Source organism: Parabacteroides sp. AM08-6 (genome assembly GCF_003473295.1).
Classification (GTDB): domain Bacteria; phylum Bacteroidota; class Bacteroidia; order Bacteroidales; family Tannerellaceae; genus Parabacteroides.
The window spans coordinates 149,376-165,992 of record NZ_QRMP01000004.1 but is presented as its reverse complement, the minus strand read 5'-3'; the positions used below and the strand labels follow the sequence as shown (position 1 = coordinate 165,992).

General features: G+C 45.7%; 12 protein-coding genes. 5 read left to right on the top strand and 7 right to left on the bottom strand.

What is annotated here, in order from left to right; translation table 11 throughout:
- Positions 1 to 120 precede the first annotated feature (120 nt).
- Positions 121 to 2,088: a family 20 glycosylhydrolase gene (locus DW103_RS05370; RefSeq protein ID WP_122274642.1), complete on the top strand. Its 1,968-nt coding sequence runs from the start codon at positions 121 to 123 to the stop codon at positions 2,086 to 2,088.
- Here DW103_RS05370 and DW103_RS05365 read toward each other — a convergent pair.
- Positions 2,076 to 3,932: a glycoside hydrolase family 127 protein gene (locus tag DW103_RS05365; protein WP_122274641.1), complete on the bottom strand. Its 1,857-nt coding sequence runs from the start codon at positions 3,930 to 3,932 to the stop codon at positions 2,076 to 2,078. The genes DW103_RS05370 and DW103_RS05365 overlap by 13 nt on opposite strands.
- A 206-nt stretch (positions 3,933 to 4,138) precedes the next feature.
- On the opposite strand from DW103_RS05365, the gene DW103_RS05360 reads away from it, so the two are divergent.
- Entirely contained in the window at positions 4,139 to 6,394 is a 2,256-nt protein-coding gene (locus DW103_RS05360; protein ID WP_122274640.1) for an inorganic phosphate transporter, read from the top strand.
- Between the two features lie 19 nt (positions 6,395 to 6,413).
- On the opposite strand, the gene DW103_RS05355 is transcribed toward DW103_RS05360, so the two are convergent.
- The 4 genes from DW103_RS05355 to dapB are packed head-to-tail and all read right to left on the bottom strand — an operon-like array spanning position 6,414 to position 10,078.
- Positions 6,414 to 7,040 (bottom strand): WbqC family protein, encoded by a 627-nt coding sequence (locus DW103_RS05355; protein ID WP_122274639.1) that lies wholly within the window; start codon positions 7,038 to 7,040, stop codon positions 6,414 to 6,416.
- Position 7,041: 1 nt separating this feature from the next.
- Positions 7,042 to 7,932 carry a signal peptidase I gene (gene lepB, locus DW103_RS05350; RefSeq protein WP_122274638.1) on the bottom strand — a complete coding sequence of 297 codons (891 nt, stop codon included), beginning with the start codon at positions 7,930 to 7,932 and terminating at the stop codon, positions 7,042 to 7,044.
- An 8-nt stretch (positions 7,933 to 7,940) separates the two neighbouring features.
- Positions 7,941 to 9,338 carry a signal peptidase I gene (lepB, locus tag DW103_RS05345; RefSeq protein ID WP_122274637.1) on the bottom strand — a complete coding sequence of 466 codons (1,398 nt, stop codon included), beginning with the start codon at positions 9,336 to 9,338 and terminating at the stop codon, positions 7,941 to 7,943.
- Positions 9,339 to 9,361: 23 nt separating this feature from the next.
- A complete protein-coding gene (gene dapB, locus DW103_RS05340; protein ID WP_122274636.1) occupies positions 9,362 to 10,078 on the bottom strand; it encodes a 4-hydroxy-tetrahydrodipicolinate reductase in 717 nt (238 codons plus the stop codon).
- 109 nt (positions 10,079 to 10,187) lie between these two features.
- Between dapB and DW103_RS05335 the strand changes: the two genes are divergently transcribed.
- From DW103_RS05335 to DW103_RS05325, 3 genes are all read left to right on the top strand, one after another.
- On the top strand, positions 10,188 to 11,465 hold the full coding sequence (locus DW103_RS05335; protein WP_122274635.1) for a DUF2851 family protein: 1,278 nt from the start codon (positions 10,188 to 10,190) through the stop codon (positions 11,463 to 11,465).
- Positions 11,466 to 11,622: 157 nt separating this feature from the next.
- Positions 11,623 to 13,542, top strand: coding sequence for an Ig-like domain-containing protein (locus DW103_RS05330; RefSeq protein WP_122274634.1), 1,920 nt, complete (start codon positions 11,623 to 11,625; stop codon positions 13,540 to 13,542).
- Positions 13,484 to 14,368, top strand: a complete 885-nt coding sequence (locus DW103_RS05325) for a DUF3108 domain-containing protein (protein ID WP_122274633.1) — start codon at positions 13,484 to 13,486, stop codon at positions 14,366 to 14,368. The genes DW103_RS05330 and DW103_RS05325 overlap by 59 nt, the downstream gene beginning before the upstream one ends.
- A 284-nt stretch (positions 14,369 to 14,652) precedes the next feature.
- On the opposite strand, the gene DW103_RS05320 is transcribed toward DW103_RS05325, so the two are convergent.
- Together DW103_RS05320 and cysS are read right to left on the bottom strand one after the other, a co-directional pair.
- A complete protein-coding gene (locus tag DW103_RS05320; protein WP_122274632.1) occupies positions 14,653 to 15,060 on the bottom strand; it encodes a PaaI family thioesterase in 408 nt (135 codons plus the stop codon).
- Between the two features lies 1 nt (position 15,061).
- Positions 15,062 to 16,540 (bottom strand): cysteine--tRNA ligase, encoded by a 1,479-nt coding sequence (gene cysS / locus DW103_RS05315; RefSeq protein ID WP_122274631.1) that lies wholly within the window; start codon positions 16,538 to 16,540, stop codon positions 15,062 to 15,064.
- Positions 16,541 to 16,617 lie beyond the last annotated feature (77 nt).

Below are 16,617 nucleotides of genomic sequence, written 5' to 3'. Positions count from 1 at the left end.
ACGTAAACCCCCTTTCTTTGTATTCATCTTTTAACCAATAAGGCGGTTCCGGTTGCATGGATGGACAAAAAGTTGTAATATTGCAGTGTTCTATCAAACGCATTAATAAATAAAATATCTATGAAGAAACAACTCTACCGGTTGCTGTTGGCAGTCCTTGTTTTGCTACCTGCCGTACAGATGGAGGCGGCGAAGAATAATAAGCCTTTTGTGATTCCCGAATTAAGGGAATGGGTGGGAAGTGAGGGTATGTTCACTCCTCAGTCGACATCCCGCATTGTGTATAACAGTAAAGACCCGGAAGTGGCCCGTATCGCCGGTCAGCTTGCGGATGATTACGAAACGATGTTCGGACGTCGGATGATGGTCGTTCAGGGACGTGCCGCCGCTGGCGATTTCGTCCTGACCCTTTCGCCGGACAATCGTTTGGGGCAGGAGGGCTATTCCTTACGCATTACCGACCGTGTGACTATCTCCGCTCCCGGAAGCCGCGGGCTGTTCTGGGGAACGCGTACCCTGCTTCAGATGACAGAACAGCAGAGCGACCAAGCTTTGCCAAAGGGTTCCGCCCGCGACTATCCCGATTATGCCATGCGTGGTTTTATGCTGGACTGCGGACGCAAGTTTATCCCCATGTCTTTCCTGCGTGACTATGTGAAGATGATGGCATACTATAAGATGAATACATTCCAGATACACTTGAACGATAATGCTTTCCCGCAATATTACGAACATGATTGGAATAAGACTTACTCTGCCTTCCGCTTGGAATCGGAGACTTTCCCCGGTTTGACCGCCCGCGACGGCTTTTATACGAAGAAAGAGTTTGTCGCCCTCCAGCAGCTTGCCGACAGTTTGGGGGTTGAAATCATTCCCGAAATAGATGTTCCGGCCCATTCGCTGGCTTTTACCCAATACCGGCCTGAAATAGGCAGTAAGGAATATGGTATGGACCATCTCGACCTTCTTAAACCGGAGACGTATGAGTTTGTAGATAGTCTTTTCCGTGAGTATTTGCAAGGCAGCAATCCTGTATTTGCCGGTAAACGTGTTCATATCGGAACAGATGAATATTCCAATAAAGACCCGGAAGTAGTCGAAAAGTTCCGTGCCTTCACCGACCATTATATCCGTCTTGTGGAAAGTTTCGGCAAGCAAGCCTGTGTATGGGGAGCGTTGACGCATGCGAACGGACAGACCCCGGTAAAGTCCAAAGACGTGATAATGAATGCCTGGTACAATGGTTATGCTGACCCGAAAGAGATGATAAAGCAGGGCTACAACCTGATAAGTATTCCCGACGGTGCAGTCTATATCGTTCCTGCAGCCGGGTATTATCACGATTACCTGGATACCGGATGGCTTTACCAAAACTGGACTCCTGCCCATATCGGCGAAGAGGTATTTCCTGAAAAGCATAAACAAATATCCGGCGGTATGTTTGCTGTGTGGAACGACCATGCCGGCAATGGTATCAGCACGAAGGATATTCATTACCGTGTCTTCCCTGCTATGCAGACATTGGCTGTCAAGATGTGGACCGGAAAGAACAACAAAGTGGCATTCGAGGACTTTGATGTCCGCCGCAAGGAATTGAGCGAAGCTCCGGGCGTAAACGTTGCCGGACGTATCGGGAACAAACCACGTGCCGTCTATAATATTGAAACTCTGAAACCCAATATGGAAACCGGCCTGAAGGAAATCGGCTACCAATATACGGTTTCTTTCAATATACAAGCCGTTCCCGAAGCTCCCGGAACCGAATTGTTCCGCTCTCCGGATGCCGTCTTTTACCTGTCCGACCCGATAAGCGGTAAGCTGGGCTTTGCCCGCGATGGGTATCTGAATACATTCAATTATCAGTTCTTGCCGGGTGAACAGGTCTCTGTTTCCATCTCCGGAGATGAGAAATCCACTCGTCTGTATGTCGATGGGCAGTTGAAAGAAGAACTCAATATTCAGAAGCGCTTCTTCAACGGCGGCAAGGACTCGATGAATTATGTCCGTACACTGGTCTTTCCTCTGCAAAAGACAGGGAATTTCAAAAGTACGGTGACGGGTGTGGAGGTATTGAATTACTGTAAGTAATCAATCCAAACCTTCATTTTCCCCGCTTCCCGGTTGTCCCAGGCATAATAGGGGATAAGGTTTATCTTTTCGTTTCCGTTCACGGCTTCGATGGTTTCCACTCCGTCCAGTAAATCAGCCTTGAAGTGATTGTGGAATGTTGTTTGGGGTGAAACAGCCAGCTTGTCGAAATCCTTCCGGTTGTCGACTTCTTCCAAGCAGTACACTAACGGGCCGCGCTGGATGGCGCGTTTGCCGATGTCCTGCTTTACTCTCGGGTCTGCTTCAACCAGTTCGACAGGCATGTCCATGTTTAAGTTGATTTCATCGCCGGATTTCCATTCACCTTTCAGGACAGCGTACCCTTTTTCTACGGGTGCTGTGGTCTCTTTGCCGTTTACGGAAAGTGTATATTCCTTACACCAGCCGGGGATACGCATGCGTATTTCCTTTTTCAGAGGCTGTGGGGAACTGAGGGTCAACCGGACAGAGCCGTCCCACGGGTACCGGGTTTCCTGCTTTACCGTAACAGCCGATTTGTCCATCGGAATTTCTGTCTGGTTGCCGATATAGAGATTTACCCAAAGCGCATCGTCGGAAGTCCCGTAAATATAGCTACCGATGGACGGAAGAAAGCGGGATATCTGGCTCGGACAGCAAGCACAACCGTACCAGGCTTGTCTGTGGTGGTCGCCTTTGGACTCCAGCGGGTTCACATAAAAGAACCGGTCGCCCGGCAAAGAAATACCTGCCAGAGCACCATTATACATCGAACGTTCCAAAACATCCACATATTTGGAGTCGCCTGTAAACTGGTTCATCCGTTGATTCCAGAGCACCATGCCGACAGAGGCGCAAGTTTCGCAATAAGCATCGAGGTTCGGCAAGTCGTAATCTTCCGTGAAACCTTCGTTGTGGTGGGAAGAACCGATACCTCCGGTCACATACATGTTCCGTAATACGACATCGTCCCATAAACGATTCAGGGCCGCAATATATCCGGAGTCTTTCTTGAAAGCCGCTACATCGGCCATTCCACAATACAAATACATACAACGTACGGCATGTCCGCCGATATCCGTCATCTCGCGTACCGGCATGTCATCCTGATAGTAAGCCGGACTCCATTCCCCTTCGTCTCCCTTGCTGCCGTGACCGTGGCCGCGCTCTTCAATCAGCCAGTAAGCAAAGTCAAGATATTTCTTTTGCTGCGTTACCTGGTATAATTTGACTAAGGCAAGCTCGATTTCCTCATGTCCCGGCACCCAATGGCGTTTGCCCGGACCGAATACGTCCATCATGTGGTCTGCCATACGGATGCAGACATCCAACAGTTTTCGTTTGCCGGTTGCTTTATAGTAAGCCACTCCGGCTTCAATCATGTGGCCGGCGCAATACATTTCGTGTTTGTCCATATTGCTCCAGCGTTTATCCAGGCCTGTCAGCGTATAGAACGTATTGATATAACCATCCGGCTGTTGAGCGGCGGCAAACTTGTCTATCCATTCGTCCGCTTTCTTTTCCAATGCCGGGTCTGGATTGTTAATCAGGGCGTAGGCCATCCCTTCCAATGCCTTGTAAACATCCGAGTCGTCGAAGAAGATACCCGAATGTTCCCCTTCTCCTTTTGCTGCATTTTCGAAGTTGCGGATACGGCCTGTCTGGTTTTCTATCTGGTCGATACAGACGGGGAGAGTGGTCGTGATATGTTTCAGTAGCCGGGGCGACCAGAAGCTATCTTGTATCTTTACGTGTGAGAAGTCCACTTGCTCAATCATCTTGAGTTGCGTCTCTTTCTGTGATTGTTCCTGACCGCATCCCCACAATGAGAGGCATGCGAGAGATAAGAGTAAATGTTGTTTCATTTTTCCCGGGAATTATAGTTAGCTGTCAATATTTCATCTTTTCTTTGCGCGTAAAGATAATAAATTGTTGGAGAATGATTGGCTGTTTTCTTTTCGGATTGCATCAATCTGTTATGATAAAGACTTGTAACAGATTTGTAATATCTATGTCATTCGGCTGAAATATTTGTTTCTGACTTTTGCAACCAAATATCTAACAATTTATTATGGAGACGTTTTATCTCTTTCTTATTATTTTCCTTTTTGTTCTGGCTGTATTCGACCTCTCGGTCGGTGTCAGCAATGATGCAGTGAATTTTCTCAATTCGGCTATTGGCGCAAAAGCCGCTTCGTTCAAGGTCATTATGGTGATAGCCGCAGTCGGTATCTTCATAGGAGCTTCCCTTTCCAATGGGATGATGGACATTGCCCGGCACGGTATTTATCAACCGCAACATTTTTTCTTTTCCGAAATTATGTGCATTCTACTGGCAGTGATGCTGACGGATGTGGTGTTGCTGGATATTTTTAATTCACTTGGCATGCCCACTTCTACAACCGTTTCGCTAGTATTCGAGTTGTTGGGAGGTACGGTTGCACTTTCGTTGGTAAAGATTGCAAATTCAGACGGAGCCCTTCAGTTTAGTGATTTACTGAATACAGATAAGGCTTTTACTGTTATTTTGGGTATCTTCTTGTCGGTGGCAATTGCTTTCTTTTTCGGGGCAATCGTGCAATATATATCCCGTTTGATATTTACATTCAATTATAAAAAGCATGCAAAATACTTTGTCGGCTTGTTTGCCGGCTTGGCAGCAACTTCTATCCTTTATTTTATGTTGATAAAGGGACTGAAGCAAAGTGCTTTCATGGAAGGCGAGTTGAAAGAGGTCATTTACGGGCATACGAATGAAATCGTATGGGGCGCTTTTATCTTTTTCACTATCCTGATGCAGGTACTTTACTGGTTGAAGGTCAATGTGTTTAAAGTCATTATTTTGATGGGGACGTTTGCACTCGCGTTGGCTTTTGCTGGAAACGACTTGGTGAACTTCATCGGAGTTCCGTTGGCGGGCTATTCTTCTTATATGGATTTAATGGCACAAGGAGGAACAACAACTACGGATACTTTCTTGATGAATTCTCTGCTTGAACCGGCTAAAACTCCATGGTATTTCTTGGTAGGTTCCGGATTGGTGATGGTAATAGCCCTTGCTACTTCTAAAAAAGCCCATAATGTGGTAAAGACTTCCCTCGATTTGGCGAGACAATCGGAAGGGAATGAAACCTTTGGTACATCTCCGGTTGCCCGTGTTCTGGTTCGTACGTGCAACAATGCAGGGAGCGTTATTTTAAGTGTTGTTCCTCCTCGTGTCAAGGACTGGATAGACAGCCGTTTTAATCATAGTGAAATTATACTGGAAGAGAAGGCCAGTTTTGACTTGGTACGCGCTTCGGTGAATGTGGTATTGGCAGGTCTATTGATTGCTGCTGGTACTTCGTTGAAACTGCCGTTGTCTACTACTTACGTCGCTTTTATGGTGGCTATGGGTAGTTCGTTGGCTGACCGTGCTTGGGGACGTGAGAGTGCTGTTTATCGGATTACGGGCGTACTTTCTGTCATCGGTGGTTGGTTTATTACAGCGATAGCGGCTTTTACCATCTGTTTCTTTGTCGCTTTATTGATACATGTAGGAGGAATTGCCGCGATGGTGGCGATGGTGGGACTTGCCGTTTATATCTTGATACGTAATCAGCTCTTTTATAAGAAGAAGATGAAGAAGGAAGCGATGCAGGAGGCCGTGAATACTACTGTTCATAAATTGCGTGAGACAACCGACAAGCGTGAGGCGCTTTCCCTTTTCCGCGAACATAGCCGCGAGGAACTTTGTAATGTTCTTAATTTTACCTCCGAAGCTTTCTACCGTTCTGTTCATGGTTTTATGGATGAAAACCTCCGCGAATTGCGTAAAGTGATGGCCGGGGTAGAAGAGAAAAGAAGCTATCTCAAACAGATAAAACGCGTGGGGACACTCGGGGTTACCCAGTTGGAGCGTGATATTGCAATCGACAAAGGTTTGTATTATTACCAAGGGAACGATTTCGCCAGTGAAATTATATTCAGCATTCGCCGTTTGACAGAGCCAGAAAAGGAGCATGTGGATAACCATTTCAGTCCGCTGAGTGAGATACAGAAAACGGATTTCGGCTATGTAACCGACAATATCGTCACTTTCCTGAACCAAAGTGCTGAGATGATAGAAAGCAATGATTATCACCGTTTGAATGACTTAATCGCTACATCTGCAGAGCTGATGAACCAACTTGTTGCTCTGAAGAAAAGCGAATTGAAACGTATTCAGGGACAGACCGGTAGTACGAAGGTCAGCATGGTTTATCTGAATATGGTACAAGAGGCGCAAAATATAGTTTCTTTCACGACCAATTTGTTGAAGGTCAGTAGGAAGTTCCAGAAAGAATAGGCAAGGCTTTAATAAATGATTAAAGAGATGCTATAGAATCGCGTAAGATGAGCAGCCCTTCGGGGCCCATGTTGAAAAGCAAATCAACGATGCTCAGGTTGGGGAGGAATCCGTATTTGTCACGAAATACTTGATAATAAGGTTTCGGGCGAAAAGCGGGGTCTTCCCCTTCGTGTTTGGGGCGGATTATTTCGCGATAATCGTTTGCAACTTCAGGAATATACTCCTGCGTATAGACAAGGTTCGGTTGCAGGTCGAGCAAGTGGCAGACCGTACGGCGCAGTTCCTCGTTGAAATCGAACAAGAAATCATACTTCTTCTGATAAAAGGGAGCAAAGTCTTCTTCGTAATATTCGAAGAAAGGACTCATGTTGTACGCCGAAACAAGGGCGTTCCAGTGCAGGTGTCGCCAGTTTCCGTGGTCGGAGATACGAATATCTTTCGTCAGGCATTTCAGTGTATCCGGCTTGATAATGGGAACGGATAGTGAGAGCGGACCGTTGGCTGCCGCGATGGTACAACGGTTGCGGTAGGTTTGCTTCAGGTAGTTTTCTGCCGCTTCGATGCGGACTTCGGGGTATTGAAGCATTTTACAGTATTGTTGTACGGGACCGAGATAGGCCGTGGAAAGATAAACAGGTAACATGTCAGTGTACGGGTTTAAATAGGTGTTGCTTATCGTGGCTGTACCAGCAGAACCAGGCGTTGCCGGTAATGTGGTCGCGAGGTACGAAGCCGAGATGGCGGGAATCGACGGACTCATCTGTATTATCCGCCAGTATCCAGTAATAATCTTGATTGAAAAAGAAGAAAGTCGTCTCGCGTCCATCCAGATATAGTTTGCCGTCACGGAAATCAGCCAGTTCGCCGGCTTCACGTTGTATCGCTTCTTTACAAGCGGTGAGGGCAGCCGCATCCAGCCGGTGGGCACGGTCTTTGCGGGGGACGATGAGCGTGTAGCTCTCGGTCGGGCTTTTCAGGAAACGGAGGTTTGTGTCTGCGTCCAGTTCCTCACGCAACTGATATTCTTCGAAAGAGGTGAGGGAAAGGAAGAAGCCTTCGGCTTCGCTTTTCTTGTTACGAAGAGGAATATTCAACTTGTGAAGGGCTTTCAGAAAGTCCGCGGCTCCGCTGTTTGCCACCAGATAAGTGTTTAGTGAGCGGGGAGAGCGGGGCAAAAGCTGTCCGTTCACCCTGTATCCTTCGTCGCTAACCTCTATCGTATCGCCGGGCATCCCGATGCAACGGCCCAGGAAAAGAGGACTGTTCAATGTATCTTTCCGCAACGGACTGGTGAAGAGCACCACCCGGTTACGGCCGGGATTTCCTTTTAGTGGTAACTTGTTCACCAATATATAATCTCCTTTATGAAGAGCTTCTTCCATCGCTCCGGTCGATACTTGGTAGGAGCCGGTACAATATTGACGGATGGACATGACAAAGAGAAAGGCAATAACTAAAGTTATCACCCATCCCATATAGGGACGACCTTTATGGCCGCCCGTTTTATATCCGTTGTCAGTCTCTTCCTTTTGCATAAAATAGATTAATCAGGATGTACCCAACGGAACATGCGATTCCAGCGGATACCTCCATTGAACAAACTACGGTCCTTATCCAGGGATAACCAAATCATAATAGGTTTCCCTACGATATGGTCTTCCGGTACGAAGCCCCATGAGCGGCTATCGGCACTGTTATGACGGTTATCCCCCATCATCCAGTAATAATCGTATTTGAATGTATAAGTAGTTTCCGGTTTTCCGTTGATGTAGACTTTCCCGTCTTTCACTTCCAGCTTATTGCCTTCATAGTTTCTGATGCAACGGCTGTAGAGGGCCAGATTACGTTCGTTCAACTGTATGGTCGCACCCTTCTTCGGTATCCATAACGGGCCGAAGTTGTCGCGGCTCCACCCCGTTTCGTAACCTATGGGATAGGTAGAACCGGCCCAAGCGTCAGGCTCGATAATAATTTCCTTTACAATCGGCAGCTTCTTTGCTTTTTCCAATGCCTTTTGAGTTAAAGGCAGACGGTAAGTGGGTTTAAACTGTCCGTTTTCGTCCGCTTTGAAGCCTAGGAATGAGAGCGTCTTGGTGTTCGATTTGCCGTCTGACACTAATATGCGGTCGATTTTGCTGATGTCGAGTAGGCGGAATTGCTCTTCGCTCAACATCGAACCATCTGTCTCGACGTAATAATTGAACTGCATGTTTTCCGGGTTCTTAGCCGCCACACCGTCTATATAGACTTGGTTATCGCGTATTTCAATTGTGTCGCCGGGCATCCCGATACAACGTTTTACATAATTCTCACGTTTATCGACCGGGCGATAGATGATGTCACCGAAATTCTGTTTGTCAAGCAGGACTGTTTCACGGCCATAATCTTCTATTAGGTTATAATAATCCGGGTTCTGTACTTTCAGGGCAACCGTGTCGCCGGCAGGGAAGTTGAATACTACGATATCGTTGCGTTTCACATTTCCGAGGCCTTTCACACGTTTGTATCCCCATTCCGGCCAGTCCAGATAGGATTTGCAATTGAAGAACGGTAATGTATTTTGTACCAGCGGGAAAGCAATCGGCGTATTCGGTACGCGCGGTCCATAGCTCAGTTTACTGACAAACAGGTAATCGCCAACCAACAAAGACTTTTCCAATGACGAACTGGGTATCTGATAGTTTTGGAAGATGAATATGTTGATAAAGTAGACGGCAATCAGTGCAAACAGGATGTCGTCCACCCATTCCAATACGTTCCTGACCTGCGGGTTCTTCGACTTTTTCCAAGCTCCCCAGGGGATATATTGTGTCAGGAAGATATCGACCAGTACAATCAAACCGAGAAGCAACCAACCGTTTTGCATCCAGAGTACGAACAAGGCATATAGGATGGCGGCGATACTAAATTTAATCCATTGTTTTTTAGAAAACTTCTTCATTGTATTTGTAGTCTAAGGGATAATTAAAACTTTAGCATATCATTCATTCCTAAGAAGCCTTTCTTTCCGGCCGTAAATTCGGCTGCCACAACGGCTCCCAGAGCGAAACCTGCACGGCTTTTGGCATCGTGCTTGATACTGATATAGTCAACATCGGACTCGTAAGTGATTTCGTGGATACCCGGCACTTCACCTTCGCGGATGGCGTGGATGGGAAGGTCGGCAGGTTGTTCGGCTGCATCTAGTGTCCAGCGGTCTTTGCGGTCGATGTTTTCAAGGATACCTTCGGCCAATGTGATGGCAGTGCCACTCGGTGCGTCCAGCTTATGGATATGGTGGGTTTCCGTCATTTTTACGTCGTAAGTCGGAAAGTTATTCATAATCTTCGCCAAATATTTGTTGAGGGCAAAGAAGATGTTGACGCCGATACTGAAGTTGGATGCATAGAAAAAGGTTTTACCTTCTTTTTCGCACATGGTCTTTACTTCTTCGATTCGGTCCAGCCATCCGGTAGTGCCGGAGACAACCGGAACGTTGGCTGCGAAACATTTCATATAATTGTTGAAAGCTGTGGCCGGAGTTGTAAACTCGATGGCTACATCTGCGCTCTTGAAATTGTCGGAATTGAATTCTTCAGGGTTGTTGATGTCAACGATAGAAACGATTTGGTGTCCTCTGCTTAAAGCTATTTGTTCAATGGTTTTGCCCATCTTCCCGTAACCGATAAGTGCAATTTTCATATCTTAATCCAATATAAAATGAATAATATAGCTAATACTTTAGCCTTTAGAGTGCAAATATAAAGAATAATGATTAGATTTGGACCATAAATCTTAACTCTGAAAGAAGATGGAACGTTTATTACACTATGTTTGGAAATACAAACTTTATGTAGCCACCCCATTGACTACCACCGACGGACGTCTGCTCCAAGTCATCGACCCCGGCATACAGAACACGGATGCGGGTCCCGATTTCTTCAATGCAAAAATAAAAATAGACGGAACACTCTGGGCCGGAAGTGTGGAAATACATGATAAGGCTTCAGACTGGTTACTGCATGGTCATGACAAGAACAGAGCTTATGATACCGTAGTCCTTCATGTTACAGGGTTGAATGATATGGAAGTGACACGTACGACAGGAGAGCTCGTCCCGCAACTGGTCCTGACTGTTCCGGAGACAGTTTCGCGTAGTATTGACTGGCTTCTTTATCGGGAAGCTTCTTTACCTTGCCTCAATTATATCCCTCAGATTGATTCAATGCATATCTCTTCTTGGCTGGCTGTCCTGCTGAGTGAACGCCTTGAACGGAAAACACATGATATCCTGACTTTGCTGGAGCAGTATAAGGACGATTGGAATGAAGTCTTTTATATTATTTTAACCCGTAACTTTGGTTTTGGGGTCAATAATGATGCTTTCGAACGTCTTGCCAAAAGCCTTCCTTTACGTTGCGTACAAAAACAGCGAGGCAGTTCTTCGCAGGTGGAAGCGATGCTGTTCGGACAGGCCGGAATGCTTACGGAGGAAAACGATGACCCTTATTATCGCCTCTTGCAGCGCGAGTATCAGTTCTTGGCTTACAAATTTTCTCTTATCCCTTTGGATGCTTCTGTTTTTAAGAACCTTCGTATTCGTCCGGTGAACTTCCCTTATTTGAAAGTGGCACAGTTGGCGGCTCTTTGGGTACAACATGATACGTTGTTTTCGTCAATTCTTCATGCCGGAAGTATAGGCGGAATTAAAGAGTATTTTCGTATCACTCCTTCAGACTATTGGACAACACATTACCATTTCCGTTGTGCTTCGGCTCCTAAACCAAAGCTTATTGGAGAGAATACATTGAACATTCTCCTTATCAATACGGTGGTTCCGATGTTTTTTGCTTACGGGCTTCACAATAAGTTACCGGAGTATTGCGACCGTGCCACTCGCCTGTTGGAAACTATTCCGCCTGAAAAGAATACTATCGTTTCAACCTTTTGTAATGCCGGTATTTCTGTCAGTAATGCATGCGATACTCAAGCCCTTATCCAGTTAAAACGCGAATATTGTGAGAAGAAGAAATGTTTGTATTGCCGGATTGGCTTTCGGATGTTGAAAAGCGGGATATATCCCGTGTAAGTATTATATTGAAACATATAGCGTGCTAATCCGGCTAACAGGCAGATAGACACATGAAATGCAAAGATTGATTAATAACCTTATATATCACTAATATTCACCGGATTTTTCCCTATTTTTGCGCGTGTTTGTCAGACTCACTTTAAATAGAGATTGAATGGATAATAGATATATACGTAATTCATTGCGGCTGTTGTATGGAACAGTTCTCCTGATTTTCATCTATTCGTGTGCCAATATAGGTAGCCCGAACGGAGGACCGTATGATGAAACACCGCCCAGGTTTATCGGTAGCTTGCCGTCTCCTAACCAGACCAACTACAAAGGGAAAAAGATTGAAATTATATTTGATGAGCTGATACAGATAGATAAACCTTCGGAAAATGTAATCATTACGCCCCCCCAAATAGAGATGCCTGTTATCCGTTCGGCAGGAAGAAAGGTAGTCGTCGAGCTGAAAGATACATTGAAGGAGAATACTACATATACAATCGACTTCACCAATTCGATTGCTGATAACAATGAAAAGAATGTATTTGAGAACTTCTCTTTTGCCTTTTCTACCGGTGACGTAATAGACTCGCTTGAGATATCGGGAGTTTTGCTTAATGCCGAGAACTTGGAACCGATGCCAGGTATAACGATTGGTCTGCACAGTAACCTGGCAGACTCCGCATTTGTGAATATCCCGTTTGTACGTACTTCACGAACCAACGATAGAGGGCATTTTACTATCCGTAACATTGCGCCGGGAACTTATCGCTTGTTCGCCTTGAATGATGTGAACCGTGATTATAAGTTTGACCAGCCCGGTGAAGATATTGCTTTTCTGGACTCCGTTATTGTCCCTACTTTCGAGTTGGCAACCCGGCAGGATACAACTTGGAAAGACAGTCTGACTATCGATACCATCCGTACTGTCGAGTTCACGCGCTTTCTGCCTGAGGATGTCGTATTGCGGCTTTTTAAGGAAAAGTTTGTACGTCAGTATATGGTGAAACCTGAACGTTTGGATGAAAGGTATTTTACATTGCGTTTCAATACCGAACTGGATACGATTCCCGTACCTGTCCCGCTCAATTTTGCTCCAGAGGATAGCAGTTGGTATTTTGTACAACGTACTGATGGAGGTGCAAGTGTCAACTATTGGTTGACCGACTCGATGGTATGGAAGCAAGATACATTACAAATGCAAGTGACCTATCCCAAGAGCGACTCTTTAAATATTCTCCGTCCGCAAACGGATACCTTGACGCTTGTAATGCGTAAACGTCCGGTTGAAAAGAAGAAAAAGAAGAAGGATGATGAGCCCGAACCGATTGTCTTCCTTGGTATGCTGGTGGATGCTCCCAGTTCGATGGATATTTTTGATACGGTCTCTATCACTTTCGATGAGCCGGTTCTTGACATAAACAAGGAGATGTTCTCTCTTGATCAGAAGACGGATACAATCTGGAATGAAATCGATTTCGATTTCTTCCCTGATACAACTAATAGCCTGAATTTCTTTATTCTTCGACCTTGGAAGTACGGCGAAGAGTATCGTTTGAGAGTAGATTCCACTGTTATTACCAGTTTATATGGGAAGTGGAATGATAAATATTCCGGTGAATTTAAGATAAAGAATAAGGATGAGTACGGGAACTTGTATGTCACTATAGAAGGCGTGGATACGACGGCCTATGCCGAACTACTTTCAACCAGTGATGCCCCTGTCCGGAAAGTCCCTGTGAAAGATGGCGGAGCTCTTTTTATGGACCTTAAGCCTGCTAAATATTATGTTCGCATAGTTGTCGACTTAAATAATAATGGGCAATGGGATCCTGGGAATTATGCCGAGAAGCGGCAACCGGAAGAGGTATTCTATTCGCCTAAGGTATATGAAATAACGCAGAACTGGGATGTGGACGAAACAATCCCATGGAACTACCGTTCGATACCGTTATATAAGCAGAAACCGCTTGAGATAACAAAAAATAAACCTAAGGAAGTAACTAAAAAGAAGAGAAACTATAAAGATGAAGGACAGCAATCTTCAAAAAGTTCCGGAGTCGGCAATATGGCTTTGCCGTTCTAAGTTCGACCGTTTTTGGTTGACACTCCTGTTGTTGTTGCTGGTCGGTGTGACGGGAGCGCAGAATATACCTGTTGAGGAACGTATCAAATCCGGAGAGGAAGTACGGTATGAACTATACTTCAAGTGGGGTTTGCTGATGCCGCGTGCAGGACAAGCCAGTTTGTCTATCAAAGAGGTGGAATATGAGAACGAACCGGCCTATCATTACTGTTTGCTTTTCAATACCACGGGTTTGTTCGAAAAGGTGTATCGGATGCGTGATACGTTAGACTGTTATTTTACTCCGGACATGCTACTGCTTCGGAGTGAAAAGCGTGTAAACGAAAATGACTATTATCTGATAGATGATATTAAGTTTTCGTATGATGAAGAAAATATCGTTGCACATTCCCACCGTTATACTCCGACTCGTACCAAAATCGATACGACTCTCGTCTCTTCCGCGCAGTATATGTTCGATATGTTAGGAGCCACTTTATATCTTCGTTCGCTGGATTGGGACGAGATGAATTATGGCGACGAATTTCCTTTTCAGGTAGCTATCGGTCGTGACCGGATTAATGTCAGCTTTCGCTATACCGGCCAGCAGATTGTGGAACGTAGTGAAACGCTCAAGTATCGCACCCGCCATTTCTACATAGACATCTTTGACGATGCCTTTACTCAGAGTAAGGAAGCTGCCGAGATATGGATAGGTGATGATGAAAATCATATTCCGGTCAAGATACGTGCCAAACTTAAGATTGGGGCTGTGGAGGTTTATTATAAATCATCTAAAGGGTTGCGTTATCCGCTTAGTTCGCGTTTCGTCATTCCCCGTCCTTAATTATTTTTATTCTGCCGGTCGTTTTTCTCTTTTCGGTATGGCCTTAGCTGTGCGGAGTGGTGACTATTCTTCTTAAAGCCGTAAGGCTTTTCGGGGAAAAACGTAAGTCTTTCTCCCGAAATCCTTAAGACTTTTTGAGACCTTATTCCAGTGTCATAACAATCATTTCATTGTCCGCAAGCGATTCTGCCAACTGACGAACCCGTTCCTGCTGGGAAGGCCATCCGGAACGTCGGCCGGTATCAGATATGCTGTATGCGGACGTTCGACGAAATAGATAAGATTTATTCTATGGGAGCGAACGGTAGTTCCGTTTCTTTCCGATAGCCTGTTCCGTTGAATGTGGCAATCAAATCACCTGCTTCGTTTGTGATTCGTACTTCACAGTTTGACAGTCTTTTGTGGCTGAATGCTTCACGGGCTTCGGCATACAAATAACCTTTACTTTCCGCTTTGAAGAAGTTTATATTGGAGGTAATGGATAGAGTCAGACGAGCGTGGCTGTTTGTTGCCGCAGCAAAGGCTAAATCTGCCAAGGTAAAGATAGCACCTCCCTGACAGACCCCACCCCCGTTGAGGTGTTCCGGCTTTATTTCCATACGAGCTTTCGCATATCCGTTGCCGGTTTCCAACAGCTCAACACCGGCTAATAAGGCGAACTTGTCGCCTTGAAGAAATTCGTGTATTGTCATTTTATTTATTCAGTTTCCATTCGGCACCTTCTTTCGTGTCTTTGATTTCGAAGCCCATGGCGGTCAGTTCGTTACGTATCTTGTCCGAAGTAGCCCAGTCCTTGTTTACTTTCGCTTGCTGGCGAAGAGTAAGCAGCAGGTCTACGGCTTTGCCGAATGCCTCGTAGTTGTTGCCGCCGGCAGAGGCTGCTTCGTCTTTCATTCCGAGGATATCGAAAACGAACGTGTGGAATACGTCTTGCAACTCTTTCAAGTCTTCGGCCGAAATAGTTTCTTTCCCGTCTTTTACCGAGTTGATGGCGCGGGTAGCATCAAACAGATGCGCGATGACAATTGGTGAATTCAGGTCGTCATTCATGGCATCATAGCATTTATTACGCAAATTTTTGACGTCGACCGTCGAAACATCTGAAGCTTTCAGTTTCGTCAGATGATTGTAAGCATCCATCAAGCGTTCCAGTCCTTTTTCGGCGGCTTGTAGCGCTTCATTACTGAAATCCACTGTGCTGCGATAATGTGCTTGGAGGATAAAGAAGCGGATAGTCATAGGTGAATAAGCCTGATGCAATATCTTGTTGCTGCCGGAAAAGAATTCTTCCAGTGTGATGAAATTGCCTAACGATTTCCCCATCTTCTGCCCGTTGATGGTAATCATATTGTTATGCATCCAGTAATGAACCATGTCGTCGCCCTGTGAAGCGACGGCTTGGGCTATCTCGCATTCATGATGAGGGAAAATCAGGTCCATGCCACCACCGTGAATATCGAAATGTTCACCCAGATACTTTTTACCCATTGCCGTACATTCGCAATGCCAACCGGGAAAGCCATCGCTCCAGGGAGATGGCCAGCGCATGATATGTTCCGGCTGTGCCTTTTTCCAAAGTGCGAAATCGATGGTATTATGCTTTTCATCCTGACCGTCTAATGCGCGGGTCGTATTCAGCATATCTTCAATGTTACGGCCGGAAAGTACACCGTAATTGTGCGCTTTGTTGTATTTTTCCACATCGAAATAAACGGAACCTTCGCTCTCATAAGCAAAGCCGTTGTCCAATATCTTCCTGACCAGTTCGATTTGTTCGATGATATGGCCCGAAGCATGTGGCTCGATGCTGGGTGGAAGTACATTGAGTGCTTCCATGGCATGGTGGTAACGGTTCAGGTAATACTGGACCACTTCCATCGGTTCGAGCTGTTCGAGGCGGGCTTTCTTGGCAATCTTGTCTTCGCCATCGTCCGCATCGTGTTCCAGATGGCCGACATCGGTTATATTGCGTACGTAACGTACTTTGTATCCTATATGCGTAAGATAACGGAACAGCAAGTCGAATGTAATGGCCGGGCGGGCATGTCCCAAATGAGCATCTCCATAGACAGTAGGGCCACAAACATACATACCCACGTGCGGTTCGTGCAGCGGGATGAACTGTTCCTTCTTTCTTGTGAGTGTGTTGTAAATACTTAATGGATGTTCCATAATTTGTTTTTGTTTCTTTTAGAGTGGCAAATATATGAATAATCTCTGCCTTAGCCAACCTGTTTGTCAGGTATTGT

What these genes read in the sequence shown, in the direction of transcription:
- dapB (WP_122274636.1), bottom strand. Translation starts at nt 10,078, where the DNA reads ATGAAAATTGCACTTATCGGTTACGGGAAGATGGGCAAAACCATTGAA.
- DW103_RS05365 (WP_122274641.1), bottom strand. Translation starts at nt 3,932, where the DNA reads ATGAAACAACATTTACTCTTATCTCTCGCATGCCTCTCATTGTGGGGA.
- DW103_RS05325 (WP_122274633.1), top strand. Translation starts at nt 13,484, where the DNA reads ATGAAGGACAGCAATCTTCAAAAAGTTCCGGAGTCGGCAATATGGCTT.
- DW103_RS05320 (WP_122274632.1), bottom strand. Translation starts at nt 15,060, where the DNA reads ATGACAATACACGAATTTCTTCAAGGCGACAAGTTCGCCTTATTAGCC.
- DW103_RS05355 (WP_122274639.1), bottom strand. Translation starts at nt 7,040, where the DNA reads ATGTTACCTGTTTATCTTTCCACGGCCTATCTCGGTCCCGTACAACAA.
- cysS (WP_122274631.1), bottom strand. Translation starts at nt 16,540, where the DNA reads ATGGAACATCCATTAAGTATTTACAACACACTCACAAGAAAGAAGGAA.
- DW103_RS05330 (WP_122274634.1), top strand. Translation starts at nt 11,623, where the DNA reads ATGGATAATAGATATATACGTAATTCATTGCGGCTGTTGTATGGAACA.
- DW103_RS05360 (WP_122274640.1), top strand. Translation starts at nt 4,139, where the DNA reads ATGGAGACGTTTTATCTCTTTCTTATTATTTTCCTTTTTGTTCTGGCT.
- DW103_RS05335 (WP_122274635.1), top strand. Translation starts at nt 10,188, where the DNA reads ATGGAACGTTTATTACACTATGTTTGGAAATACAAACTTTATGTAGCC.
- lepB (WP_122274638.1), bottom strand. Translation starts at nt 7,932, where the DNA reads ATGCAAAAGGAAGAGACTGACAACGGATATAAAACGGGCGGCCATAAA.
- DW103_RS05370 (WP_122274642.1), top strand. Translation starts at nt 121, where the DNA reads ATGAAGAAACAACTCTACCGGTTGCTGTTGGCAGTCCTTGTTTTGCTA.
- lepB (WP_122274637.1), bottom strand. Translation starts at nt 9,338, where the DNA reads ATGAAGAAGTTTTCTAAAAAACAATGGATTAAATTTAGTATCGCCGCC.